Source organism: Paractinoplanes ferrugineus, assembly GCF_016862195.1.
In the GTDB taxonomy this organism is placed as follows: Bacteria; Actinomycetota; Actinomycetes; order Mycobacteriales; family Micromonosporaceae; genus Actinoplanes; species Actinoplanes ferrugineus.
In genome coordinates, this window is the sequence record NZ_BOMM01000046.1 from 1 (window position 1) to 23,424 (window position 23,424).

The following is a 23,424-nucleotide window of genomic DNA, read 5'->3' on the forward strand; positions in this document are numbered from 1 at the left end:
TGACTAGAGTGACGCGGTGAGCTGGGAGCCGGTGCGCGACGCCTATTCGTCCATGTCGGAGCAGTACATCGGGTTGTTCGGCGGCGACTGGGCGCTCCTCGACGACGAGACCGCCCTGGTGCGCGAGCACTTGACCGGGCTCGACGGCCCGGTGCTCGACCTCGGCTGCGGCCCCGGCCACTGGACCGCCTACCTGCACTCGCGAGGCGCCGACGTGACCGGCATCGACCTGGTTCCCGAATTCGTCGCGCACGCCCGGGCGAACTTCCCCGGCCCGCCGTTCAAGCTCGGCTCGATGGCCGAACCGGACGTCCCCCGGCACTCCGTGGCCGGCATCCTCGCCTGGTACTCGACGATCCACCTGCCACCGCCGGAGCTCGACCGGATGCTCACCTCGTTCCGCGACGTGCTGGCCCCGGGCGGCAAGGTGGTGCTCGGCTTCTTCGACAGCGACGACGGGGTGGCCGCGTTCGACCACAAGGTGATCACGGCCTACCGCTGGCCGGTCGACGAGTTCTCGGCCCGGCTGGCCCGGGCCGGCTTCACCGAACTCCAGTGCCTGCGGCAGCAGCCCCCGGACCGCCCCGACCGCAAGTACGCCGCCATCGCCGCGAGCGCCGGATGAGCGCGCCGGGACGGCGGCCGGTGTGGCCGGCGGTCCTCGTCCTCCTGGTCGTCACCGCGTGCACGTCCAGCCGCCGGACCCCGGCACCGGCACCGGCACCGGCCGGCCCGACGCCGGCCGCCACCGGTTCGCCCCGAAACGTCGACTGCGTCCTCGGGGAGGCGCACCTGACGACCGACTTCGCACCCGGCCCGGATGATCTGACGGTCGGTTCGGTCAGCTGGCCCGGCCTGCGGACCTGGGCCGCGAAGAAACCGGCGGATCTCGCCGGCGACGACGCCCTCGACTTCAAGATCGGCGTCGCGGTCCGGGCCGGCGCGACGGTCACGGTCGAGGTCGCGGACGACGACGGCGGGGCCGTCGGCCTCAACTACGGCCAGGGCTCGGGCTATTCGCCCACCCGGGCTGTCACCTTCCACGGCTGCCCCGACACCGACACCGCCTACATCGGCGGCTTCCACGTCGCCGGCCCCCGCTGCGTGCCCCTCGTGATCACCGAGCCGGGCCGCCCGGCCGAACGCGTCCGGGTCTCCTTCTTCGCCGGCCCCTGCTGACCGACGCCTCCCGGGCCGCGCCTTTCGGGCCGTTCCGGCCGGTCAGTGGAGCCCTCACGAACAGTGGTGCGTGACCGGCGAGAGCCATTCCTTGAGGCTGGGGCCGAGGACCTTGTTGACGTCCTCGGTGGTCTTGATGCCCGCGAAGAACTTGGCGTCCTTCGACTTGGCGGTCAAGCTGTCGGCGGTCGACTTGCCGTCCGACTTGATCTGCGCGTCGGTGCTGGTCGCGGTGGCCGCGCGCACCGCCGTGGCGAGGCTGCCGAGCTTGCTCTGCGCGGCCGCCTGGGTGTCCTTCGTCGGCCCGGCGACCATCTTGCTGAGAGCTTCGGCGAACGGCCCGACATTGTTCGTGTACGCCTGACCCAGTGCCTCGCAGGACTGCTTCGTCTCGGCCAGCCCGGACGGGAGAGCCGTGGCACCGGGTGCCGCCTGGTTGGAGCCGGGGCTGGCACCGTTGGCGGTGCCACACGCGGTCAGGACAGTGAACGCACCGCCCACCATCAATGCGATTACGGCACGGCGCATGACAAACCTCCCACGAGCGAACGAAACATTGAGGAAACAGGCCGTACGATACGTCCGCCGTGACAGCGACGTCCATAGATCTAAGGGAGATTTTGGGAGCGCTCCCAATTTTATGGACCCGGGTCTGACGCGGTTCTTAACGAAGACATGCTTGGGTGTACGCCGTGAGCGACATGAACGGCAGCACCGCCTGGACCCGCCGGGTGACCACCCCGGTCCGCGATTTCCTGCGCACCGAGGCGGGCAGCGCCGGCGTGCTGGTGGCCGCCATCGTGGTCGCGATGATCTGGGCGAACGTCGCCGACGGGTCCTACGAGAAGTTCTGGCACACCGACCTGTCGATCCACCTCGGCGACATGAGCGTCGAGCTGACCCTGCGCGAGTGGGTCAACAGCGGCCTGATGACCCTGTTCTTCCTGGTGGTCGGCCTCGAGGCGCGGCGCGAGTTCGACCTCGGCGACCTGCGCGACCGGCGGCGGTTCATCCTGCCCGCGGCGGCCGGCGTCGTCGGCATGATCCTGCCCGTGTCGATCTTCCTGGCCGTCAACCACGGTGGCCCCGGCGCGGTCGGCTGGGGCGTCGCGATGTCCACCGACACCGCCCTGGCGCTGGGCCTGCTCGCCCTGATCGGCAAGCGGGTCCCCGACCAGGCCCGGCTGTTCCTCGTGACCGTCTCGGTCGTCGACGACCTGGTGGCCCTGCTCGTCATCGCGGTCGCCTACACCGACGAGATCAGCCCCATTCCGCTGATGATCGCGGTGGTCCTGTTCGCCGCCACCCTGGTGCTCAAGCGGCTGAAGGTGCGCAGCGGCTATGCGTACGTTCCGTTCGGCCTCGCGATCTGGGGCGCCATGCTGGCCAGCGGCATCGACCCGGTGGTCGCCGGCCTGGCGCTGGGCCTGACCGCGGCCGCCTACACCCCCGCGCGCGACGAGCTCGAACGGGCCAGTGACGTCTACCGCTCGTTCCGCGAACAGCCCACCCCCGAGCTCGCCCGGTTCGCCCGGGTCAGCATGGTGCAGGCCCTGTCCCCCAACGACCGGTTGCAGCGCACCTACCAGGGCTGGTCGAGCTACCTGATCGTCCCGCTGTTCGGCCTGGCCAACGCCGGCATCGCGATCGACGCCCACTTCCTGCGCGAGGCCATCACCTCACCGGTGACGATCGGCGTCTTCCTGGCCTACGTGCTGGGCAAGCCGATCGCGGTCACCGGCGTCTCCGCCCTGATCGCGGTGGTGACCCGCGGCCGCATCCGCCCCGGCGTCGGCTGGGCCTCGGTGCTGGGCAGCGGCACGATCGCCGGCATCGGCTTCACGGTCTCGTTCCTGATCGCCGCGCTTGCCTTCGAGGGCCCGATGCTGGCCGAGGCCAAACTGGGCGTCCTCGCCGCCGCGGTCGCCGCCGCCGTGCTGACCTGGACCGAGTTCCGCATCACCTTCATGCTGCCCAAACCCAGACGCGCGGTGGCCCTGCTCGGCGACGCCGACCAGCTGACCGACCTCATCCCCGACGTCGACGAGGAGCGGGACCACATCCGCGGCCCCGCCGACGCCTCCGTCACCCTCGTCGAATACGGCGACTTCCAGTGCCCCTACTGCGGCCGCGCCGAGCCGATCGTCCGCGAGGTCCTCACCGACGACGACCTGCGCTTCGTCTGGCGCAACCTGCCGCTGACCGACGTCCACCCGCACGCCCAGCTGGCCGCCCAGGCCGCGGAGGCTGCCGGCCTGCAGGGCAAGTTCTGGGACATGCACGACCTGCTCCTGGAGAACCAGGAGAAACTGCGCGTCATGGACCTCCTCGGCTACGCCCGCCAACTCGAGCTCGACGAGGAGCGCTTCCACGCCGACATGACGCAGCCCGCCTGCACCGACCGCATAGTCGCCGACGTCGAATCCGCCGACCTCAGCGGCGTCTCCGGAACCCCCACCTTCTTCATCAACGGCCAACGCCACTACGGCGCCTACGACGTCCACACCCTGAAGGAAGCAATCCGCCTGGCCCGAATCCGCGCCAAAATCGCCGCCCGCCGCCACTAGCCCGCCCCGCCACTAGCCCGCCCCGCCGCCAATAGCCCGCCCCGCCGCCGCACTCCCGCCCCGCCACCGCACACCCGCCGCCGCTAGCCTTTCCGGCGCCCCCGCTAGCCTGTCCGGCGCCGCCGCGAGCCTGTCCGGCGCTGCCACCCCTGCCGCCGCACACCGAGGGCGACCATGCCGCCGGCCCGTAAGGCGAGGACCGCCTGCGCCTGGACGGCGGTGCCTGGACAGAATGCCTCGGCGCCTGCATCTCGGCGCCTGCGCCTCGGCGGCTGCGCCTCGATCGCGGGCCGCACCAGCGGGAGCGCGATCGGCTGATGGGTGCGGCGCGCCGCCCTGCGGACTCCGGTGGCCGGCGGCGTGCCAGTTTGTCGCATATATCCGACTTATCGGGTAGTGCCGGCCCCTTGGCCCGGCATGGTGAAGCCTCGTGCGGGAGGCGCTCACTTCCGAGCCGGCCCGTGCACTCCGGCGCGAGCTCGCCGCGGAAACGAGGCCCCTTCCGCAGTGAAAAGGGGCCTCACCGCGTTCGGAGGCCCCTTTTTCAGTGAAGATGCGGTCTCCCTCGTGGCGAAAGCAGCTGATTCAGGCCCAGTCCACGATGCGGCGCGAGGGCTGGCGCGGATGCCCCGGGCGGTGATACGAAAGCTGGGCTAAACGGTCACGGCGGGCAATTGGTTCTTGCGGGGCTCGCAGTCTGCCGGGCCACGAAGCTCGCACCAGGCCGCACGAAAGTCGTCGCGCCGGGCCGCTGCAAGAAGGTCGCGCTCAGCCGCGTGAAGTCGCGCCGGGCCGCGCGAAAGGCGCACCGGGTGCGGCAACGGGCGGCGCGGGCGGAACACGGCGCGGCGACGCTGGCGCCGCCAGGACACGGCGCGGCGACGATGGCGCCGCCAGGACACAGTGAGGCGACGGTGGCGCCGCCAGGACACAGTGAGGCGACGGTGGCGCCGCCAGGACACGGCGGGGCGACGGTGAGGTCAGGACTCGACTGGGTGGCGGCGGTGGCGGCGGTGGCGCAGCCAGAAGTAGGTGGCCAGGGCGGCCGCGGCGATGGCGACGGCAGCGACCACATAGTGGCTGATGGTGGCGGCTATCTGGTCCAGGTGGTTGCCGGCGAAATAGCCAGCGGTGGACCAGCAACCGACCCAGAGCAGGGCGCCCAGGAGGTTCCACAGGAGGAACTTGCGGAACGGCATCTGGGTGCTGCCGGCGACGACGCCGTTGAACTGGCGCAGGCCCTCGATGAAGCGGGCCACGATCACCATTTTGGGGCCGTGCCGGGACATGAAGGACTCTACTTTTTCCAGCCGGGGCGGGGTCAGGCGCACGTACCGGCCGAAGCGGAGCAGCAGGGGGCGGCCGCCTCGGCGGCCGATCCAGTAGCCGAGGGTGTCGCCGCCGGCGGCGGCCAGGAAGGCGATGAGGGCTACCGCGAAGATGTTGAAGTGGCCGCGGCCGGCGTAGGCGGCGCCGGCGATGATCACGGTTTCGCCGGGGGCGGGGACGCCGAAGCTTTCGATGAAGACGATGGTGCCTATTCCGGCGTAGCCGAAACGGTCCACCGCACCGAGCATGTCGAGCACGCGCCGCCACCTCCCGCCGGGCCTTCACCGTAGGGCCTGCGAAGGGCCGGTGACACGTGTCAGCGATTCACGTCACTCAGGGTCGGCCTTGGTGCCTTCGGCCAGCACGGCGCGGCCGAGCACGTTCGGGTGGCGACTTGTTGTCTTTGATCTCATGGAAGGTCATGCAGCTGACCACCACGTCGAACGTGCCGTCGGGGTAGGCCAGGGCGGCGGCGTTCTGGCGCTCGAAGGTGACGCGGTCACCCACGCCCTCGGCCTCGGCGCCGAAAACCGCGAGGGGAATCAGGAAGAGCAGGAACCACCAGGAGAGTACGGCCAACGCGCACCCGGCCAGGCTCAGCGCGGCCGGCCCCACGATCGGGAACAGCCGGCCGGGCCTGAGCCAGGTGCGGTATCGAGCCTTCGGCATGCGTCGATCCTCAAGGCGGCCGTCGAGGCCGATTCAGGCCACGACGCCCGCCCGCTCCTGCGGGAACAGGCTGTCGAAGACCGCGCCGCGGTCGAATTCCAGCGCTTTCGCCCGGGCCCGGCGCTCGAGATCGGCCTTTTCCTCCGGGGTCATCTCGAGTACGACCCGGTCGAGGGTGTCGGCCAGGGCGTTGATGTCGCCCGGCTCGACGACGACCGCCGTGTCGCCGACCGCCTCGCCGGTGCCGCCGGTCAGGGTCGTGACGATCGGGCCACCGCCGGCCAGCATCTTCTCGGCGAGGGCGATGCCGAACGTCTCGACGAAGTCCGGCTCCGGCTTGGTGGGCAGCGCGTACACCGCGCAGCCACGCATCAGCAGGGTCTTCTCCTCGTCGTCGACGTCGTCGAGGAAGATGATCCGGTCGTCCTCCTTGGCCATCGCCCGGACGTGCTCGAGGGCGGGACCCGTGCCGGCGACGACCAGCTTCACCTTGTCCCGGCACCGCATCTGCCCGTACGCGATGACCAGGTCGTAGATCCCCTTGGCCCGGGCCACCCGGGAGAGGAAGAGGATGTAGCCGTCGCGTTCCAGTCCCCGGCGGGCCAGCGCCGCGTCGACGGCGGCCGGTTCCGGGTCGAGGAACGCGGCCGAGTCGATCGGCGGGTAGCTGACCGTGACCCGGTTGCGGCACTGGTCGGCGAAGTTGGTGCCGCAGTGGGCGTCGACCTCCGCGGCCGACGCGATGATCTCGTCGCGGGTGTATTCGGAGACCGCGACCAGGTCGTCGTTGGCGAGGAACGTCGTGAACAGCACGGTGGCCGCGCCGAACCGGCCCTCCCGCAGGCAGGACCGGATCACGTTGGTGACGTCCGAGCCGACCGCCTTGGCGATCGTGCGGACCTGCGGGTTGAAGCCGGCGGCGCGGGCCGAGGTGACCGCGTCGACGACCACGGTGGTGTGCGGCACCAGGTACATCGACAGGCAGACGGTGGGGACCGGTTCGCTGAGCAGCTCGACGAGCCGGCCGGTGAGCCCGGCCAGGTGGCGCCCGTCGGGTACGCGGTAGTCGCCGACCGCCTCGGGCCGCTCCACCGTGATGCCGTCGCTGTACGGCAGGAGCCGGTCGAGCGGCTTCAACGGCAGACCGGCGGCTTCCAGGGTGGCGATCGGCCAGGTCAGCAGGCGGACGTCGTCGAAGCCGCGGGTGAGGGCGACTTCGGCGAGATTACGGGCCTCACCGGAGTGTCCGCAGATAACCGGATCGGCTCGGACCACGATGACGAGGCGGCGCGAGGGGTGATTCATGGGGGTCCTTGGGGGGTTTTGGGAACATTCAAGAAAGGGATGGCGGCCGCAGGCCCTGTCCCCAGCTGCTGGGCTCGGGGCCCAGCCTCAAATGCAGCCGGCCGCCTCGATGAACGTCAGCGGCGGACAGATGGGTGGTGTGCAGCGGCTCGCCGTTGAGGGTGGCGGACTGCACGTACTGGGCGGGCGGGTCCCGGTCGAGGCCGTCCACGCCGATCGGGGTCTCCCGGTGCCCACTGGTTTCGATCACGAACTCGCCGTCGCCGGCCTGGAGCACCGCCCGGCCGAACGCCGGCGCGTTGATCAGGAACAGGTTCTGGCCGGCGACCGGGAACAGGCCCAGCGACGCCCACACGTACCAGGAGCTCAGGCCGCCGGAGTCGTCGTTGCCCGGCAGGCCGCCGTGCCCGGTGCCGAACTGCCAGGTCAGCGCCGCGTGCACGATCTCGGCGGTACGGTCCGGGCGGCCCGCCCAGTGGTACGACCAGGGCGCTTCCATGTCCGGTTCGTTGTTGAGTCCCTCGAACCGGTTGAGGGCGTAACCGGCGGCCATCTCGGCCTGCTGGGGGCGCTGTCCGGGCTGCTTGACCGGGTCGGCGCCGTAACCGAAGAACCGGTCGAGCATGCCGACGAACGCGCTGTCGCCGCCGGCGAGGTCGATCCGGGCGGCCATGTCCTGGACGAGGCGGAACGAATAGTTCCACTTGCCGCCCTCGTAGAACTCGGAGTCCCGCAGCAGGCCGGTGTCGGGGTCGAACGCGTTCACCCACTGGCGGCCGCGGCGTTCCAGGTCGTCGGCCAGCCGCCGGTCGTTCAGCGAGCGGGCCACCCGGGCGGTGCAGTGGTGGCCGTACGCCAGGTCGAGGGTGTGGGTGATCGGGTGGACCCGGCCGTGCTCGAAGAAGTCCTCGCCGTACATCCGGCGCAGGTCGTCGACCATGTGCACGAGAGCCCACGACCAGTCGATGCCCGGCCGACCGAGTGCGTGCGCGTCCGCGAGCGCGGTGTGCGCGAGAGCGCTGGCCTGCCGGAAGAACCGGTCGGCGCCCCGGGCCATCCGGTAGCCGATCGGGAAGTTGCCCTCCTCCTCGCACACCCGGATCAGCGACTCGAGGATGTCGGTGAAGCGGTCCGGGGCGATCGCGGCCAGCAGCGGCAACTGGGTCTTGTAGATGTCCCACATGGTGCAGACGTCGAACGCGTACGGTCCGGAATTGGGCCAGAACGGGCTCTCGTCGTCGGCCACGCACGGTTTGATCAGCGCGTGGTAGAGAGCGGTGCTGAATACCGTGCGGCGGGCTTTGGTCCCGCCTTCGACCTGTACGCGTCCGACGTGGTCCCGCCAGCGGGCGCGGGTGCGACTGCGGACCATGTTGAAGGCCGGCTCACCCGTACCGCATTCCCGCTCGAGGTTTCGTTTCGCCTGTTCGTGGCCGCGCAGCGAGAAGCCCATCCGGATCTCGACGACCTGCCCCGGCCGGGCCGAGCCCATGAAGAGCATGCCGAACGGGCGCAGGTTGGTGCTCCGGATGCTGTCGAAGTCGAGCCGGGTGCCGCCGTCGATGAGGCGCCTGTCGTACCAGAGCATCTGGCGCCAGTTCGGGGTGTCGGCCTCGACGTAGACGGACAGCGGCACGCCCTCCATCACCACGGTGCCGTGTGCCCGCCCGTACCCCATGCTCTCGACCTGCGCGCGCAGCGGAACCGTGCGACCGAGGTCGATGGCGAGCCCGCCGCAGGACATGTCGATCACGACTCGGGCGGACCGGTGCTCCGGGAACGTGTAGCGGTGCACGGCGGTCTTGGCCCCGACCGTGATCTCGCAGCGGACGCCGGTGTCGAGGGTGGCCGCGTAGTAGCCGGCCTCGGCGACCTCGTCGTGCAGCTCCCACGACTCCCCCAGCGCGTCGAGCGGCTGGACCATCGGGGTGACCCGGACGTAGTTGTAGTACTTGCGGATCGCGCCGGTCCCGGACTGCTGGAAATGCGTGAAACCGGACGCCTGGAGACGGTCGAACATCTCCTCCGGGACGCCCTCGGTGTTCTTCGCGTAACGGCCGTAACCGGTCGGGTAGGCGCCCGAGTAGGCGCACGCCGACACCATGCCGAGCGGGCTGGTCGCCCCCGGGTGCGTGTTGCCCACCTGAGGTTTCGGCCACCACCAGGTGGCGGCCAGACCATGCGCGCGGGGCAGGTCGGTCGCTGCGGTTCCGATGAAGGGATCGATGTCGTCGAGGATGGCGGAACCATACCTACTGCAAGTCGTCCGCCGGTTTCAAACAGGTGAACTCCGTGTTGATCAAGTTACGATTCGGCGGGTCGGCGCTCCTCAGGCCAGCACTCCGGCCAACTGGGCCAAAACATCAATATATTTCCCCAATTCGCCCTGTACGCGTTCCAACTCCCGGTCGAACTCGGCACGCAACGGCCAGGACGACTCGTCGGCCCCGGCACGCACCGCCTCGCTCTCCTCGAAGCGGCGAAGCTCGGTGTGCCAGCGCGACAAGAACGGCCGCAGACCCTCGTTGAGGATGCGGATGGCCAGCGGGCCTAGCGCGTCCGGCCCCTCGGCGATCTCCGGCCCCGCCTGGCGCAGCACGTCACGCGTGGTGGCGAACAGCGAATAGAGCGAGTTGAGCGCCTCACGGGCGAACCCGTGCCCCGACTCCAGCGGCCGCACCGCCACCCGGGTCGCCAACTCCACGTAGAGACTCCAGGCCGCGCGGGCCTCCGCCTCGGACACTCCGACCTGGACCCCACCCAGGCCGAACGGCAGATTGACGGACACGGTGCGCAGCTTGAGACCCATGGCGAGAAGCTTAGGGTCAGCGGGCCAGCGCCTTCTCCAGCTGGTCCTTGGTCATCGTCGAACGGCCCGCGATGTTGCGCTGCCTGGCCTCGTTGTAGAGCTGCGCCTTGGTCCGCCCCTTGGCGCCGGTGTGCGACCGCTTGCCGCCCCGGTGCCCGGACGAGACATCGTCGATCGACGACCGGCTGGCGGTCCGTGACTCACCCGCGCGGGCGCGCTCCTTGTTGACGGTACGGGCGGCGATCTCCTTGGCGACCTTCGCCGACCCGCCCCGCTCCTCGACACTGTCCTTGATGTGCTCGTACTGCCGTTCCCTCTTCGGAGTGGATCCCGCTGGCACGGCCGCCTCCCGTCGTCGTCGTTGAGAGGTGAATCCCCAGCGTGCGCCCGGTCAAACGCGGCGCGATCAGGTCATGACCGGCGTCCCCGCCTGGATCGCCCGCCGGAGCAGACGGGAGACCTCGTCGTCCCGCACGGACTCCCCGCTGTGCCGACGGCGCACGATGTCGGCGCACGCGGACGCGTAGGACTCACCCAGCCGCTCGGTCTGCTTCTGCGCCTCGGCACCCCGGAACCGCCGGCCCACGACCGGGAGCACGCGGACGAGCAGCAGGTGCGGCCGGGCCAGATAGTCCAAGCCGAAGCGCAACAGGGACTTCAGCCACATGCCGGACTCCGCCCAGGGATCTCTCTCAGCCGTCAGCCCGAACACCGCGGTGAGGCGGGCGAGCATCCCGAGTTGCGCGGCCAGCACCAACCTGCCCTGCGGGTCGAATTCCGTCATCGCGGCCCCGGCCGCGGCTGCGGCCCCTGCGGCGACGACCTTCCCGGCCTCCGCCACCTTGATCTCCAGGGAGATGCGCTGGTGCGTCACGAGAGTCTTACGAGCGGCTGCCGGGAGGACAGCGGCGATCCGCTCGACCAGGTCGTCCAGGCCGAACGGGGGCAGCTCGACCGGGCCGAAGGTCATCGGCCGAGCCAGCGTCAGGAAGGGCACCCCACTCACCACCGGTAGTTCGAGGTCTTTCAGGAAGCCGGCGAACGTCCGAACCCGCTCGTCGCCGGGATGCGGGCACTGGGTCAAGGCCAGGAAGGTGGGCGCGATCGTGGCGAGCGTCGCGACAAGAGTCTGCTCGAACTGCTCGAAGCGGTCGTCGCCCGCGCGTACGCAATAGAGCACGAAATGCAGACGTTCGTTCGGATCGCCGCCCTGCAGGCGGCGCGCGAACATCCGGAACTCGGCCTCCACGCTCACCCGATCCCGGCCGAGCTCGAGACCAGGCGTGTCATAGATGGTCACCGAGCTGCCGGGCAGTTGGTACCCGGTGATGGTCTTGGTCACCGGCTTGCCGGTGCCGACCGCCGCGACCTCGCGTCCGAACAACGTGTTGAGAAGGGTGCTCTTCCCGGCCCCGGTCTTGCCGACGATCATGATGTTCAGCGCCGGTTCGTCGCCGAGCGCGTCCCGCAGCAACCGGGTCAGCTGGCTGTCGTCCACCGGATCAGCCCTGCCACATGTTCTTGAACTCGGCGAGGATCTCGGCGGTCACGTCGTTCGAGACGGTCTCACCGGCGATCTGACGCAGGCAGATCGCCTGGCCCGCCTTGATGTACGCGTTGCCCATCTGCTGCGTGATCTGGGCCGCGATCCCGGCGTTTATGGCGTTGCCGACCACCGGGAAGAAGTTGAGCAGACCCCGCGCCACCTGCCGGGCCACTGCCGCGATGCCCATGATGCCGGCCAGCCCGACGACGAGAGCCTTGATGTCGACCTTGAGGCCGAACGTCGTTGTGATCTTGGCAAGCATCGAGAACTGCAGAGCACTGAGCGGAATGGCATCGAGAATCGGAAGCGGCAGGGCCGCGATCCCGGCCGCGGTGGCGGCGTTGACCCGGACCACGCTCTGCGCCTCGGCCACCTTGACCGCCAGCGAGACCCGCTGGTGGCTCGCCCAGGTGCGCGCGGCCGCCTCCGGCAACGCCCGGTAGATCGCCTCGACCAGCTCAGGCAGCCCGAACGGCGCCAGCGTGGCCGGACCGAACGTCAATGGCCGGGCCAGGACTCGGAAGACGTGTCCCTCCTGCATCGGCACGCCGAGCTCGTCGATCTTCCGGGCCAGGTCCAGAGCACGGGGATCCTCGGGTCCGAGACACTGGGTCAGCACGACGAAGACCGGCAGCTCGGTGGCCAGTTGCCGAATGACGTCGAGTTCGAAATCCTCATAGCGGCTGCCGTTTGAATTGATGCAGTACAGCGCGAAATGGATCCGCCGATCCGGGTCCGATGCATTCTTGCGGATCTCCGCCAGATAGTCACCGATCACTCCCTGATGGTCGCGGCCGAGCTCGATACCGGGCGTGTCATAGATCGCGATCGGCGAGCCGGCGAGTGGATAACGCTTGATCCGGGTGGTGACCGAGGCGCCCACGCCGGTGGGCGCCTCGTCGGTTCCGAAGATGCCGTTCAGCAGCGAACTCTTGCCCACACCCAGCTTGCCGGCCATGATGATGTTGAGGCGGGCACCGCCGTCGAGCAGCGACTTCACCTCGTCGGTGAAATGCTGTTCGGGATCGAAGCCGGTAGCGATCTCAATACTCGTCATGACCGGTCATACGGCCGGAAGGACGCACCCGGTCGAATGTGATCAGACGACAATTCCCACCCGATAGGCTGATCCGATCTTGCCAAGCCGGTGTCGTTCGCAGATCTTCCGCGATTACCCGTGAATTTCTCATGTTGACGATGCGACGGCTTGATGACGCGAGGCGGGTAGCAGGGCGGCCCACTCCGCAGTCCATCGGCAACGGTCCAGACCCACGGCGGCGTACTCGTCGAATTGGTCGGCTCGCTGCACGCCCAGCCATCGCAGCAGCACGTTGACCGCCATCTCCCGACGGTCGGTCACGGTGGCATAGTGCTCCTCCGCCTCCCCGTCGGAGGTAGCCGTGAACAGCGGCCCCCAGGCGATCGCCCCGTCCCGCCATGCCATCGCCGCGTGGAATCCCGCACTCCCGAAGAATTCCGTATGCACATAGGCCACGACCCCGTGCTGCGAGAGTCGGCGGGCCCATTCGGCGACGTCTTTCCTCAGGTCGTAGAAGCCGGTCACGGGTGCGGCACCGGCCGCCGTCATCCCCATAGCCGCGACGATCTCGTCCGTCAGCGGCAGGAGCGTCAACCCGCTCCCCGGGGCCAGCGGCACCTCCGGCAAGTGGACCTGCCCGGAACTTTGCTCCGAGATCTTCAAGAGCAGCGCGTGCACCGTTCCGGCCATGCCCGGAGCATATCGATGCGGGCCGAACCCGGCGCACCCATTTGCCGCCGATGCTCGGCTACGTGAACGGCGTGTAACGCGTCAGCCGGGGAGGCGTCGGCCGGCAGGAACCCGAGCTGCCCGGACGACGGTTCCAGCTCGGCTACGTATTCTGCCAACTCGTCGCGAAGCTTCCCCGCAGGCCCGAGCCGGGCGAGGACGTGCCGCCCCCATTCGGCCAGGTTGCGGATGCGCGGTGCGATCCCGTTCGGGTGCAGAGCCCGGCGATACACATTGCGACCAGGACCGATCAAATCGGCCGGACGGCCACCCGATGACCTTCGCGGACTGGTACCGGGCCTGGCTCGGCGAGTCGGAACGGGCGGCGGCCGAAGCGTGAGTGCTGCCCGTCTCGAGGCGGTCGCGGCTACGCGTCGTGGAAGGGTGCCGGTTCGGCTGGGATCTGCTTGGACATCAGGCAGAACTCGTTGCCTTCCGGATCCTCCAACACCACCCAGGAGCCACTGCCGGTGATGTTCGACCGCTTGGCGCCGAGACCGAGCAACCGCGCGAGTTCCTCGTCCTGTCCGTGATCGGTGGCGCACACGTCGAAGTGCAGGCGGTTCTTCGTGGTCTTCGGTTCGTCGACGCGGATGAACAGGATGTCCGGGCTGATCGTCGCCCCGCGGATGGCCACCCCGGTCTCGTCCCGAGCGAAGATCCGATAGCCGCCGTGGGGAGGCCCGCGCGCCGCGTGGGGCCGGGAACGGCAGGTGGTGCTGCATGATTGCGGGGTGACTGACTTGGCTCTCTGGCCCCTGACCATTCGAGCTCGGGAGGCGCCGGACCTCGATCAGTGTGTGGAGATGCTGCGTGAGGTGCGTCTGACCAACGGCTATCCGGCGAAGTGGCCCGCCGATCCCCGGGCCTGGCTGGACCGGCCGGAATTCGATCAGGCGTGGGTGGCCACCAGCTCACCCGGTCGGATCGTCGGGCACGTCGCCGTCCAGCACGGCCGGGAGGTGACCCGGTTGTTCGTGACGCCCGCGGCCCGCCGACTCGGGGTTGCCGGGGCGATGCTCGACCACGTCAGCATCTGGGCCGGCGGCCGCCTCATCCTCAACGTCGTGGACAAACCGAATTCCGCCGCGGTCGCGTTCTACGAGAGCACCGGATGGCGATACACCCGGACGACGACCGCTGACTGGACCGGCCCGCGCGGCGAGGTCGTGCGGTTGCGGCACTACGTCCGGTAGAGGTCGGGGGCAAGCCGTGCGGGGCCGGGCCGGCAGCATCTCTTGGCCGCGGCCCGCGATCGGCTATCTTGCCTAGCAGGGGCTGACGATGACACTGATCGACCTGGGCGATGTCGCGGAGCCGGCCGAACGTCCGGGGGCCGGTCCGGTGAACTTTCTGCGGGCGGCCCGGCTGACGCTGGCCGCGCTCTCCGTGGTCGGGCTGCTGGCGCTGACCTCCTCCGCGGCGCCGGCACCGTCGCTGGTGCGCCCGCTCTGGACGGCGGACTTCCGGCCGGGGGACGCGATGGCGCTGGACGCCGCGACGGTCTATCTGGACCGGACCGCGCCGGTGGGTCCGCGCGAAGTGACGGCGTACGACCTGCGCACCGGAGCGGTCAAGTGGAGCACCCCGGCCGGTGTGCGGATGTCCGACCGCGGCGTACGCAAAGCCGGTGATGTCCTGTTGGTGCCGACCGAGGCGTCGGGGGGTGCGGGCACGACCGCCCTTGATGCCGCGACCGGCGACCTGCTGTGGCGGTTGAACGGCGTGGCCGCCCCGTCAGTGGGCAGCGACGACGTGGTGCTGGCCGAGACCGACAAGTCGGGCGCAACGACGGGTTTGCGGCTGGTCGGGCTGCGAGACGGCCGTCAGGTGTGGAAGCGGGCGACGGCGCCGGCCGAGCAGTGGATCACGCTGGCCGAGGGTGGCCGGCCGACCTCGATTCTCACGGTCACCAGCAGCGGGGAGACCACCGTCTACGGTTATGCGGACGGCGCCGAGCGGCAGCATGCCCGCATCCCGTGGAACGGGGTCTACGCGTCGACGCTGTTCCCGGCCGGCCCCTATCCGGTGGTGGTGCGGACAGCCTCGGCGCAGACCGTCGCGACCATCTACGACTCGGCCGATCTGCGCCCGCTGTGGCGGTCCGACGAGACGGTCGGCTATGTCACCGGCTGCGGGTCGCTGATCTGTGTCGCCGGTGCCTCGGGGGTGACCGCCCGCGAGCCGGCCACCGGCCGGGTGCTCTGGCAGCGGCCGGACGCGCATTTCGTGTGGGATCTCGGCGGCGGCCGGATGCTCCTGTCGGCCGTCGCCAACCTGGCCTCGGCGACGACGGCGCTGGTCGACGCCGCGACGGGGGTGACGATCGGGCACTCGTTCGGCGGGCAGCAGGCGTTCTCGGCCGATCGGGCCGGTTCGCTGTTGCTGCTGCGCGGCGCGGGGACGTCGCCGGACCGCACCGTTCTGCATCGGCTCGACCTGACCACCGGACGGCAGACCCCGCTCGGTGCGGTCGAGCGGTTCGACGAGCAGGACTGTCAGGGGACCGGTGGTTTTCTGCTCTGCCCGCGCGGCGAGACGCTCACCGTGGCCGCCGTCGGTTGAGCGGCGGCGCACCGCACCGTCCGGGGACGGTGCGGTGCGCGCTCGGGGTCAGCCGGTGACCACCGCGGTGACCTTCCACGGGACCGTCGGTGACGGGCACGGCGTGGGTTCGTGGTTGCAGGCGATGTCGGTCTTGGTGGACACCTCGACCGTGCCGGCCGCCGTGGCGACGTAGCGGGCGGTCAGCGGCTGACCGGTCGGGTAACCGCCGGTGACCTCGCGTTCGACGAGGACCCCGGGGGTGGAGAGCTTCGGCGGGAGGTAGTTCCACGCCAGGCTCACCACGAGGGTGTCGCCGATGCTCAACCGGACCGTCTTGAGGTTGTCGGCGGCGGTGACGACGACGGTGTGCCCGTCGGCGGCCACGACGTTGACGTGCAGGGTCCACAGCATGACCGGCACGGTGCAGGGCGGGGTGGTGTGCAGACAGGCGTTGTCGGAACGGGCGGTGATGTCGACCGAGCCGGCCCCCGCGGCGCGGTAGAGCGCGGTGACCGGATCTCCGCTCGGGTAGCCGCCGCTCGCGGAGACGGCGGTGAGGGCACTGCCGCGTACGGTCGGTGGCAGGAACTCGGCGGGCAGCGACACGCCGAGTGTCTGCCCGGCGACGAGGGTGACGGTGCCCAGGTTGTCGGCCTGGGTGACGGCGACGTCGGACCCGCCGGGCGGCGGTGACGTGGTCGGCGGCGTGATCCCGTTGTCGCAGCCGAGGGCCGGGACGGACGCGACGCCGGCGAGGTACAGGCCGAAGGTGGTCGAGGCACCGGCGGCGAGGGTGCCGTTGTAGTCGGCGTTGGCGGCGGTCACCGTGCCGGCCGCCGCGCTCACCGTGGCGTTCCAGGCCGAGACGATCCGCTGGCCGGCGCCGAGCGGCCAGGTCGCCGTCCACTTGGTGGTGGTCGCCGCCGAGGTGTTGACCACCTTGACGGAGAGGATCTGACCGCCGCTCGCCCCGGTGCCCCACTGCGAGTCGACGTGGGCGGTGGCGGTGCACCCGCCGGCCGCGTACGTCCCGGCGGGTGGGCTGCCGGCCGAGGCCGGCGCCGTCGCGAGCGCGCCGAGCCCGACGATGACGCCGGACGCGGCGCCGAGAAACAGGATCGATTGCCTGGAAAACGCCATGAAGACGCACCTTCCCCCGGTTCGGGGCGGGCCCGTGCGCGTCGGCGTCGACGGCGAGCGGTGGCTCTGTGGGTCCGCCCGACTTCAGCGCAACATAAGACAGGCATCGACCTGTGTCAATCGCATAGGAACCGGCGACTCAGACCCGCGCACCCCGGCGCAGATAGACGGCCCAGGTGACAAGCACGCACAGGGCGTAGAAGGCGATGAAGCCGAGGTACGCGGCGTCCGCGCTCTTGGTCTCCAGGAACGACTGCCGGAAAGCCAGGTTGACGAGCACCCCGCCGAAGGCGCCGATCGCGCCCGCGATGCCGATCACCGCGTTCGACAGGCGCCGGGCGCTCAACTCGTCGGCCGGGAACTTGGTCCGGAAGATGGCCGGGATCATCTTGTAGGTCGAGCCGTTGCCGATGCCGCTGAAGATGAACAGCGCCACGAAACCGACGATGTAGAGCGGCATCGACATCTGCTGCGCCGCCAGCAGCACCACGCCGGTGCCCACGGCCATGGCGATGAAGTTCACGAACGTCACCCGGGCGCCGCCGAGCCGGTCGGCCAGCATCCCGCCGACCGGCCGGACCAGGGAGCCGAGCAGCGGGCCCAGGAAGGTCAGGTAGGCGGCCTTGACCGGGGTGGAGAACTCGGTGTGGAACTGGACCTGAAGCACCTGGCCGAAGGCGAACCCGAAACCGATGAACGACCCGAACGTACCGATGTAGAGCAGCGACATGATCCAGGTGTGCGGGTCCCGGGTGGCGTCGCGCATGGCGCGCTTCTCGGAGCGGGCCTGGGTCAGGTTGTCCATGTAGAGCGCCGCGCACAGCGCCGCGATCACGATCAGCGGGATGTAGACCCCGGCCACGATCCCGGGATGCCCGGCGCCGAACACGGCGAGGACGAAGAGCCCGACGAGTTGTACGGCCGCGACGCCGAGGTTGCCGCCACCGGCGTTGATGCCGAGCGCCCACCCCTTGAGCCGGTTCGGGTAGTACGCGTTGATGTTGGTCATCGACGACGCGAAGTTGCCCCCGCCGACACCGGCGACCGCGGCGAGGATCACCAGGGTGGAGTAGGAGACGCCGGGCCGGATCAGCCAGGCCGCGAGGACGGCCGGGACCAGGAGCAGCAGGGCCGAGAAAACGGTCCAGTTGCGGCCACCGAAGCGGGCCACCGCGAAGCTGTACGGGATCCGCAGCGTCGCCCCGACGAGCGTGGGCACCGCCGTGAGCAGGAACTTCCCGGCCGGGTCGATCCCGTACGCGGGTCCGAGGAACAGCACGAGCACCGACCACAGCGACCACACCGAGAAACCGATGTGCTCCGACAGGATCGAGAAGATCAGGTTGCGCTTGGCGATCGGCGCGCCGGTCGTGGCCCAGAAGTCGGGATCCTCCGGCCGCCAGTCGTCGATCCAGTGTCCGCGGACCGTCCGGGTAGCCGGGCGGGTGGCAACAGGCAGCGTGGCTGTCATCTCAGGTCTCCAGGGTTCTCACACATCGAGGATTATCGAGTCGTTGTCGACGCGGACGGGATAGACGGTCACCGGCGGCTGGCCGCTGAGCGAGCAGCCGGTGGTCAGGTCCCAGGCGTTCAGGTGCAGGGGGCAGACGACCTGTTTCAAGTCGATCTGCCCGTCGGCGAGCGGCCCGCCCTTGTGCGGGCACACGGCGGACAGCGCCCGCAGCGAGCCGTCGCGGAGCCGGAAGACAGCGATCATGGCGCCGTCGACCGCGAACGTGCGGCCCTCGCCGAGCGGGATGTCGTGCAGCGAGCCGAGGATCACGGAGGTCCTCATGCGCGCACCGGAACCTGGGGCAGCACGGTCAGCGGCAGGGAGGTGCGGAACTGTCCGGGTGTGGCCGGTTCGGCCCGCTCCTTCCACGGGTCGACATAGGCGGCGACGGTTTCGTCCATGCGGGCGTCCAGGTCGGCCGCGATGCCGTCGGAGTCATCCACCACCACGGCCCGGATGCGGTCGATGCCGACGCGCGGCACCCAGGCGTAGGTCCGCTCCAGCCAGTTCGCGCTCTCCCGGTAGTACTGCAGGAACCGTCCGGTGAGCGTGATCACCTCATCGGCCGAGCCGACGGTGGTGAGCAGGTCACCCTTGCGGACATGGGCGCCGGCCGCCCCGCCCACGTAGATCTCCCACTTCCCGCCGTCGATGGCGACGACACCCAGATCCTTGACGTACGCCTCGGCGCAGTTGCGCGGGCAGCCGGTGACCGCCAGTTTCATCTTGCCCGGCCCCTCGACGCCCTGATAGCGCTCCTCCAGCGCGATCCCGAGCGCGGTCGAGTCCCCGACGCCGAAGCGGCAGAAGTCGGAGCCGACGCAGGTCTTGACGGTGCGGAAGCTCTTCGCATAGGCGTATCCGCTCGGCATGTCGAGTTCGGCCCAGATCTGCGGCAGTTTCTCCTTGGGGATGCCGAGCAGGTCGATGCGCTGCCCGCCGGTCAGCTTCACCATCGGCACGCCGTGCCGCTCGGCCACCTCGGCGATGCGTTTGAGGTCGCTCGGGGTGGTCACGCCGCCCTTCATCTGCGGTACGACCGAGAACGTACCGTCGCGCTGGATGTTGCCGTGCACCCGGTCGTTGATGAACCGCGCGTCGCGTTCATCCACGTAGGACGCGCCCCACATCATCTTCAGCAGCGACGCGAGCCCCATCTTGCTCTTGGCGTCCTCGTCGCCGCCGAGCTTGCCGAAGACCGCCGAGACGCTCTTGAGCTCGTACTGCCGGATGGCCGCCATCAGCTCGGACTTGGGCATCGGCACGCCCGGCACGTAGTAGGAGGCGGCCGGGTCCTCCTCGACCGCGCCGCCCGCCGCCCACTCGACGATCCGCTGGACGAGCGGTTTGCAGGTGCCGCAGCCCTTGCCGGCGCGAGTGGCGTCCATGACCCCGCTCACCGTCTTGCAGCCACCGTCGACGCACGACTTCAGGGCGCCCTTGGAGACGCCGTTGCAGTTGCAGACCTGCTCGTCGTCCGGCATCTCGGCGACGTTCTCCTCGGCCGCCGGGCCACCCAGGTCGAACAGCAGTTCCGACCGGTTCGCGGGGAGCGGCAGGCCCTTCTCGAACGCCTTGATCAGCGCTGTCGCCTTGCCGTTGTCACCGATCAGGGTGGCGCCGACGAGCCGCCCGTCGCGGATGACGACGTTCTTGTAGATGCCCCGCTTCGGCTCGGCGAACTCGATCAGCTCGTCGTCCGCCGATTCCGGGCCCCGCAACCCCATCGAGGCGACGTCGACGCCCGCCACCTTGAGCTTGGTGGCCACCTGCGAGCCGTGGTAGGCGGCCCCCGGATCGGTGCCGGTGATCTGGTCGGCGAGCACCCTCGCCTGTTCCCACAGGGGCGCGACCAGTCCGTACACCTGGTCACGGTGTTGGGCGCACTCCCCCACCACATAGATGTCGTCCTCGTCGACGGCGCGCATCCGGTCGTCGACGACGATGCCCCGCTCGACGACCAGGCCGCTGTCGGCGGCGACGGCCGAGTTGGGCCGGATGCCGGCCGCCATGACGACCACGTCGCAGTCGATGATCCGGCCGTCGCCCAGCTTGACCCCGGTGACCGCGTGCTTGCCGAGGATCTCGGTGGTCATCCCGTCGACCACGACCTCGATGCCCAGCTTCTGCTCGACGGTGGCCTGCAGGGTCTTGCCGGCCTGGACGTTGAGCTGGGCGTTCATCAGGTGCCCGGCGGCGTGCACCAGGGTCACGTGGCCGAGGTGGTTCTGCAGGCCGCGGGCGGCTTCCAGGCCGAGCAGGCCGCCACCGATCACGACGGCGCGCTCGTGCTCCCGCGCGTACCGGATCATCGCGCGGGTGTCGTCGAGCGTGCGGAACACGAAGACACCCTGGTGGTAGCCGCGGCCCGGGACGTGCGCGCCCTTGATCGGCGGTACGAAGGCGGAACTGCCGGTGGCGATTATCAGCTTGTCGTAGCCGGTGGCGGAGCCGTCCGATCCGTACACCATCCGGGCGTGCCGGTCAATACGCTCGATCCGCACCCCGGTGTGCAGGGTGATGCCGTTCTCGGCGTACCAGGAAAGGTCGTTCAGGAAGATCCCGGACTCGTCCTCGATGCCGGCGAGCACGTTGGACAGCATGATTCGGTTGTAATTGCCGTAGGGCTCGTCACCGAACATGGTGATGTCGAATTCGCCGCCGCGGGAAAGGATCTCCTCCACCGTCCGGGCGCCCGCCATCCCGTTGCCGATGACCACCAGTCGCTGTTTCATCAGACCTCCACCAGGCCCAGGTCGACGATCACGGTCCCGCTGGTACCGGCCGGCGCGGCCAGCCAGACCTCGACGTTCGCACCCGCGTGCAGGTCCTCGACGACCCGCAGGGAGACGTGCACATCGCTCTTGGCGCCGATCGGGAAGTAGCGCATCGGCCGCCCGTCGCGCATCAGCACCGCGCAGACGAGTTCGGCGGCGGCGTTGCCGCCCCGGAAATACACGGCCTGCGCGGCGGCGCCGTCGGGCACCACGTAGGACAGTTCGGTTCCGAGCGGTGCGGGCCGGTCCAGGCCCTTGCCCTCGAAGAGAAAGACGCCCTGCAGAAATCGCGGTGTCGAATGCACCTGTCATTCCCTTCGTGAACGCGAACGCGTATCGGTCGCCGTCACGAAGGAATGTTTCCGGGGATTTGTTTTGCGGCGTGACCGCCGCGATTGCACGAAGGTTCGGAAAACCCTACATGCGGGCCGGAGCGGTTGTGAGGAGTGCCGATTCGTAGCGGCGCACGACGAGCGGGACGACGGCCGGGTCGAGCGCGAGCGGCGGCGTCACCGAATCGGCGCCGGCGCGGTGCAGCGTGCGGTAGAACAGGCCCTCGGCGAGCAGGTAGGCGGCGATCGCGATCCGGCGGGCGCCCTGTTCGCGCAGGCCGGCGACGACCTCGGCAACCGACGGCGAGCTGCCCGAGACATACCCGACGTGGGCGCCGCCCAGCGACCGCGCCGTCGCGGCCACCGACGCGCGCCACCCCGGGTCCGACGATCCGGCGGCGGCGAGAACCACGGCGTCGGCGTCGGCGTCGGCCGGCAGGTGCCGGGCCAGGCTGTCCAGCAGTACGTCGTCGGGACCCAGTGGCGCGGTGACCGGGAACCGGGTTCCGTCGACGGCGCGGGCGATGTCGACACGCACGTGGAAGCCGGCGGACAGCAGCAGCGGAACGACCACGGCGGCGCGGACCGTCGGCACGACCTCGCCGATCCGGGGCTGCTGCACATCGGCGTAGGAGAGCCGGATGTCCACTTCGGGCCGGCGGCGCGCGACCGCGGCGACCAGGTCCCGGATCTGCTTCTGCCCGGTGGCCGAGCGGGTGCCGTGGGCGACCGCGAGCAGCGTAAGCCGAGTCGAGGGCATGGGCACAACCTCCAAGGGCGGACTGGAGCTCAGGCGGCTTCGTCGACGCGCAGGCGGTAACCGCGTTTGATGACGGTCTCGATGTGCCGGCCGGAGCCGAGCGCCGTGCGCAACCGGGCCACCGCCACGTCCACGGCGTGGCCGTCGTTGCCGCGAGGCAGGGACGCGATCAGCTGGTCCTTGGACACGACGACCCCGGGGCGGGCGGTCAGCGCGCTCAGGATGGCCATCGCGGCCGGGGCGAGCGAGCGCGGTTCGCCGTCGAGGAGCACGGCATGCCCGCGTACCTCCAGGGTCTCGCCGGCGACCCGCAGCTTGACCGCCCGGCGGGGCAGTTCGTCGCTCACCGCTTTGACGAGCGCTCCCAGCCGGAACCGTTCCGGCACGATCACCGGCACCTCGCGCGCGACCAGCGGCGCCGACGTGACCGGCCCGACGCAGGCCACCAGGGTGTCCTTGCGGAACCGATCGAGCACGGCGGTCACGTCGTCACCCGCCACCTGCAGGAACGACTTGACCGCCGGCGCGCTGGTGAAGGTGACGGCGTCGACCTGCCCGGCCTTGATCTGCTCGACTAGCCGGCGCACCGGCGTGGTGTCGGCCGGCGGGGTCCAGCGGTAGACCGGCACCTCCACGACGGCGGCGCCGGCGGCCCGCAGCGCGGCGACGAACTCGGTCTGCGGCTCGCCGTGCTCCTGCACCACGACGCGCAGGCCGGCGACGCCCTCGGCGAGAAGCCGCTCGAGGACCTCCTCGGACGCCTCGGTCTTGGCCGCCCACTCCTCGCTGAGCCCGGCCGCCCGCACGGCGCCGCACGGTTTCGGGCCGCGGGCGATGATGCGGGCCTGCCCGAGCACCTCGCGCAGCCTCTCCCCGAGACCCCAGCCCTCGGCCGCCTCGAGCCAGCCCCGGAAGCCGAAGCCGGTGGTGGCGATGACCAGGTCGGGGGCGAGGCCGATGCAGGCGGCGGTGGCGGCGTGCAGGGCGGTGTCGTCGGCGAGCGGCAGGATGGTGATCGTGGACGCGGTGATCACCCGCGCGCCACGGCGCTGCAGCAGCGCGGTCATCTCGTCACGGCGCCGCTCGGCGGTCACCGCGACGGTGAAGCCGGTCAGCACACCGCTCTCGCTCATCCCGCAAGAGTTCCTAGCGGCGGTTACCGACGCGTCGAGGTGGTGTTTCC

The 23,424-nt window shown here is 70.1% G+C and carries 23 protein-coding genes; 5 read left to right on the plus strand and 18 right to left on the minus strand.

Annotation, left to right across the window (positions count from 1 at the left end; translation table 11 throughout):
• The first annotated feature begins 16 nt into the window (after nt 1–16).
• Together Afe05nite_RS24175 and Afe05nite_RS24180 are read left to right on the plus strand one after the other, a co-directional pair.
• On the plus strand, nt 17–625 hold the full coding sequence (locus Afe05nite_RS24175; RefSeq protein WP_203819471.1) for a class I SAM-dependent DNA methyltransferase: 609 nt from the start codon (nt 17–19) through the stop codon (nt 623–625).
• Nucleotides 622–1,179, plus strand: a complete 558-nt coding sequence (locus tag Afe05nite_RS24180) for a hypothetical protein (protein ID WP_203819472.1) — start codon at nt 622–624, stop codon at nt 1,177–1,179. Before Afe05nite_RS24175 ends, Afe05nite_RS24180 begins: the two co-directional genes overlap by 4 nt.
• Nucleotides 1,180–1,233: 54 nt before the next feature.
• Here Afe05nite_RS24180 and Afe05nite_RS24185 read toward each other — a convergent pair whose 3' ends face one another.
• Nucleotides 1,234–1,707 carry a hypothetical protein gene (locus Afe05nite_RS24185; RefSeq protein ID WP_203819473.1) on the minus strand — a complete coding sequence of 158 codons (474 nt, stop codon included), beginning with the start codon at nt 1,705–1,707 and terminating at the stop codon, nt 1,234–1,236.
• Between the two features lie 173 nt (nt 1,708–1,880).
• Here Afe05nite_RS24185 and nhaA point away from each other — a divergent pair, with 173 nt between their 5' ends.
• Nucleotides 1,881–3,746, plus strand: coding sequence for a Na+/H+ antiporter NhaA (gene nhaA / locus Afe05nite_RS24190; protein ID WP_203819515.1), 1,866 nt, complete (start codon nt 1,881–1,883; stop codon nt 3,744–3,746).
• Between the two features lie 980 nt (nt 3,747–4,726).
• Here the strand turns inward: nhaA and Afe05nite_RS24195 are convergent.
• The 10 genes from Afe05nite_RS24195 to Afe05nite_RS24245 form a co-directional block, all read right to left on the minus strand.
• A complete protein-coding gene (locus Afe05nite_RS24195; protein ID WP_203819516.1) occupies nt 4,727–5,323 on the minus strand; it encodes a DedA family protein in 597 nt (198 codons plus the stop codon).
• Between the two features lie 85 nt (nt 5,324–5,408).
• Nucleotides 5,409–5,744: a class I SAM-dependent methyltransferase gene (locus Afe05nite_RS24200; RefSeq protein ID WP_203819474.1), complete on the minus strand. Its 336-nt coding sequence runs from the start codon at nt 5,742–5,744 to the stop codon at nt 5,409–5,411.
• Between the two features lie 33 nt (nt 5,745–5,777).
• A complete protein-coding gene (locus Afe05nite_RS24205; RefSeq protein ID WP_203819475.1) occupies nt 5,778–7,049 on the minus strand; it encodes a glycosyltransferase in 1,272 nt (423 codons plus the stop codon).
• Nucleotides 7,050–7,077: 28 nt separating this feature from the next.
• Entirely contained in the window at nt 7,078–9,288 is a 2,211-nt protein-coding gene (locus tag Afe05nite_RS24210) for a glycoside hydrolase domain-containing protein (protein WP_307835647.1), read from the minus strand.
• A gap of 90 nt (nt 9,289–9,378) precedes the next feature.
• On the minus strand, nt 9,379–9,858 hold the full coding sequence (locus Afe05nite_RS24215) for a hypothetical protein (protein WP_203819476.1): 480 nt from the start codon (nt 9,856–9,858) through the stop codon (nt 9,379–9,381).
• Between the two features lie 16 nt (nt 9,859–9,874).
• Nucleotides 9,875–10,198, minus strand: a complete 324-nt coding sequence (locus Afe05nite_RS24220) for a plasmid stabilization protein (RefSeq protein WP_203819477.1) — start codon at nt 10,196–10,198, stop codon at nt 9,875–9,877.
• A gap of 66 nt (nt 10,199–10,264) precedes the next feature.
• Nucleotides 10,265–11,356: a GTPase family protein gene (locus Afe05nite_RS24225; RefSeq protein WP_203819478.1), complete on the minus strand. Its 1,092-nt coding sequence runs from the start codon at nt 11,354–11,356 to the stop codon at nt 10,265–10,267.
• A 4-nt stretch (nt 11,357–11,360) separates the two neighbouring features.
• Nucleotides 11,361–12,461, minus strand: coding sequence for a GTPase (locus tag Afe05nite_RS24230; RefSeq protein ID WP_203819479.1), 1,101 nt, complete (start codon nt 12,459–12,461; stop codon nt 11,361–11,363).
• A gap of 129 nt (nt 12,462–12,590) precedes the next feature.
• Entirely contained in the window at nt 12,591–13,133 is a 543-nt protein-coding gene (locus tag Afe05nite_RS24235) for a hypothetical protein (RefSeq protein ID WP_203819480.1), read from the minus strand.
• 406 nt (nt 13,134–13,539) lie between these two features.
• Nucleotides 13,540–13,809 (minus strand): VOC family protein, encoded by a 270-nt coding sequence (locus Afe05nite_RS24245; protein WP_239118156.1) that lies wholly within the window; start codon nt 13,807–13,809, stop codon nt 13,540–13,542.
• A gap of 97 nt (nt 13,810–13,906) precedes the next feature.
• Here Afe05nite_RS24245 and Afe05nite_RS24250 point away from each other — a divergent pair, with 97 nt between their 5' ends.
• Both Afe05nite_RS24250 and Afe05nite_RS24255 read left to right on the plus strand, forming a co-directional pair.
• The gene (locus Afe05nite_RS24250; protein WP_239118157.1) at nt 13,907–14,368 is read left to right on the plus strand and encodes a GNAT family N-acetyltransferase; all 462 of its coding nucleotides are present in this window, start codon (nt 13,907–13,909) and stop codon (nt 14,366–14,368) included.
• Nucleotides 14,369–14,456: 88 nt separating this feature from the next.
• On the plus strand, nt 14,457–15,737 hold the full coding sequence (locus Afe05nite_RS24255; RefSeq protein ID WP_203819482.1) for an outer membrane protein assembly factor BamB family protein: 1,281 nt from the start codon (nt 14,457–14,459) through the stop codon (nt 15,735–15,737).
• 48 nt (nt 15,738–15,785) lie between these two features.
• On the opposite strand, the gene Afe05nite_RS24260 is transcribed toward Afe05nite_RS24255, so the two are convergent.
• From Afe05nite_RS24260 to Afe05nite_RS24290, 7 genes are all read right to left on the minus strand, one after another.
• Complete coding sequence (locus tag Afe05nite_RS24260; protein WP_203819483.1) at nt 15,786–16,859, minus strand: cellulose binding domain-containing protein; 1,074 nt, start codon at nt 16,857–16,859, stop codon at nt 15,786–15,788.
• Nucleotides 16,860–16,998: 139 nt separating this feature from the next.
• The gene (locus Afe05nite_RS24265; RefSeq protein ID WP_203819484.1) at nt 16,999–18,330 is read right to left on the minus strand and encodes a nitrate/nitrite transporter; all 1,332 of its coding nucleotides are present in this window, start codon (nt 18,328–18,330) and stop codon (nt 16,999–17,001) included.
• A gap of 18 nt (nt 18,331–18,348) precedes the next feature.
• Nucleotides 18,349–18,654 (minus strand): Rieske (2Fe-2S) protein, encoded by a 306-nt coding sequence (locus tag Afe05nite_RS24270; protein ID WP_203819485.1) that lies wholly within the window; start codon nt 18,652–18,654, stop codon nt 18,349–18,351.
• Entirely contained in the window at nt 18,651–21,107 is a 2,457-nt protein-coding gene (gene nirB / locus Afe05nite_RS24275; RefSeq protein WP_203819486.1) for a nitrite reductase large subunit NirB, read from the minus strand. The genes Afe05nite_RS24270 and nirB overlap by 4 nt, the downstream gene beginning before the upstream one ends.
• Nucleotides 21,107–21,454 carry a molybdopterin oxidoreductase gene (locus tag Afe05nite_RS24280; RefSeq protein WP_203819487.1) on the minus strand — a complete coding sequence of 116 codons (348 nt, stop codon included), beginning with the start codon at nt 21,452–21,454 and terminating at the stop codon, nt 21,107–21,109. The genes nirB and Afe05nite_RS24280 overlap by 1 nt, the downstream gene beginning before the upstream one ends.
• A gap of 112 nt (nt 21,455–21,566) precedes the next feature.
• Nucleotides 21,567–22,241 carry a sirohydrochlorin chelatase gene (locus tag Afe05nite_RS24285; RefSeq protein ID WP_203819488.1) on the minus strand — a complete coding sequence of 225 codons (675 nt, stop codon included), beginning with the start codon at nt 22,239–22,241 and terminating at the stop codon, nt 21,567–21,569.
• A gap of 29 nt (nt 22,242–22,270) precedes the next feature.
• Complete coding sequence (locus Afe05nite_RS24290) at nt 22,271–23,374, minus strand: uroporphyrinogen-III synthase (protein WP_203819489.1); 1,104 nt, start codon at nt 23,372–23,374, stop codon at nt 22,271–22,273.
• Between the last annotated feature and the right edge of the window lie 50 nt (nt 23,375–23,424).

Excerpts from the sequence above, each read along its gene's own strand:
- Afe05nite_RS24180 (WP_203819472.1), top strand. The coding sequence starts at position 622 with ATGAGCGCGCCGGGACGGCGGCCGGTGTGGCCGGCGGTCCTCGTCCTC.
- Afe05nite_RS24185 (WP_203819473.1), bottom strand. The coding sequence starts at position 1,707 with ATGCGCCGTGCCGTAATCGCATTGATGGTGGGCGGTGCGTTCACTGTC.
- nhaA (WP_203819515.1), top strand. The coding sequence starts at position 1,881 with ATGAACGGCAGCACCGCCTGGACCCGCCGGGTGACCACCCCGGTCCGC.
- Afe05nite_RS24195 (WP_203819516.1), bottom strand. The coding sequence starts at position 5,323 with ATGCTCGGTGCGGTGGACCGTTTCGGCTACGCCGGAATAGGCACCATC.
- Afe05nite_RS24200 (WP_203819474.1), bottom strand. The coding sequence starts at position 5,744 with ATGCCGAAGGCTCGATACCGCACCTGGCTCAGGCCCGGCCGGCTGTTC.
- Afe05nite_RS24205 (WP_203819475.1), bottom strand. The coding sequence starts at position 7,049 with ATGAATCACCCCTCGCGCCGCCTCGTCATCGTGGTCCGAGCCGATCCG.
- Afe05nite_RS24215 (WP_203819476.1), bottom strand. The coding sequence starts at position 9,858 with ATGGGTCTCAAGCTGCGCACCGTGTCCGTCAATCTGCCGTTCGGCCTG.
- Afe05nite_RS24230 (WP_203819479.1), bottom strand. The coding sequence starts at position 12,461 with ATGACGAGTATTGAGATCGCTACCGGCTTCGATCCCGAACAGCATTTC.
- Afe05nite_RS24235 (WP_203819480.1), bottom strand. The coding sequence starts at position 13,133 with ATGGCCGGAACGGTGCACGCGCTGCTCTTGAAGATCTCGGAGCAAAGT.
- Afe05nite_RS24255 (WP_203819482.1), top strand. The coding sequence starts at position 14,457 with ATGACACTGATCGACCTGGGCGATGTCGCGGAGCCGGCCGAACGTCCG.
- Afe05nite_RS24260 (WP_203819483.1), bottom strand. The coding sequence starts at position 16,859 with ATGGCGTTTTCCAGGCAATCGATCCTGTTTCTCGGCGCCGCGTCCGGC.
- Afe05nite_RS24265 (WP_203819484.1), bottom strand. The coding sequence starts at position 18,330 with ATGACAGCCACGCTGCCTGTTGCCACCCGCCCGGCTACCCGGACGGTC.
- Afe05nite_RS24270 (WP_203819485.1), bottom strand. The coding sequence starts at position 18,654 with ATGAGGACCTCCGTGATCCTCGGCTCGCTGCACGACATCCCGCTCGGC.
- nirB (WP_203819486.1), bottom strand. The coding sequence starts at position 21,107 with ATGAAACAGCGACTGGTGGTCATCGGCAACGGGATGGCGGGCGCCCGG.
- Afe05nite_RS24285 (WP_203819488.1), bottom strand. The coding sequence starts at position 22,241 with ATGCCCTCGACTCGGCTTACGCTGCTCGCGGTCGCCCACGGCACCCGC.
- Afe05nite_RS24290 (WP_203819489.1), bottom strand. The coding sequence starts at position 23,374 with ATGAGCGAGAGCGGTGTGCTGACCGGCTTCACCGTCGCGGTGACCGCC.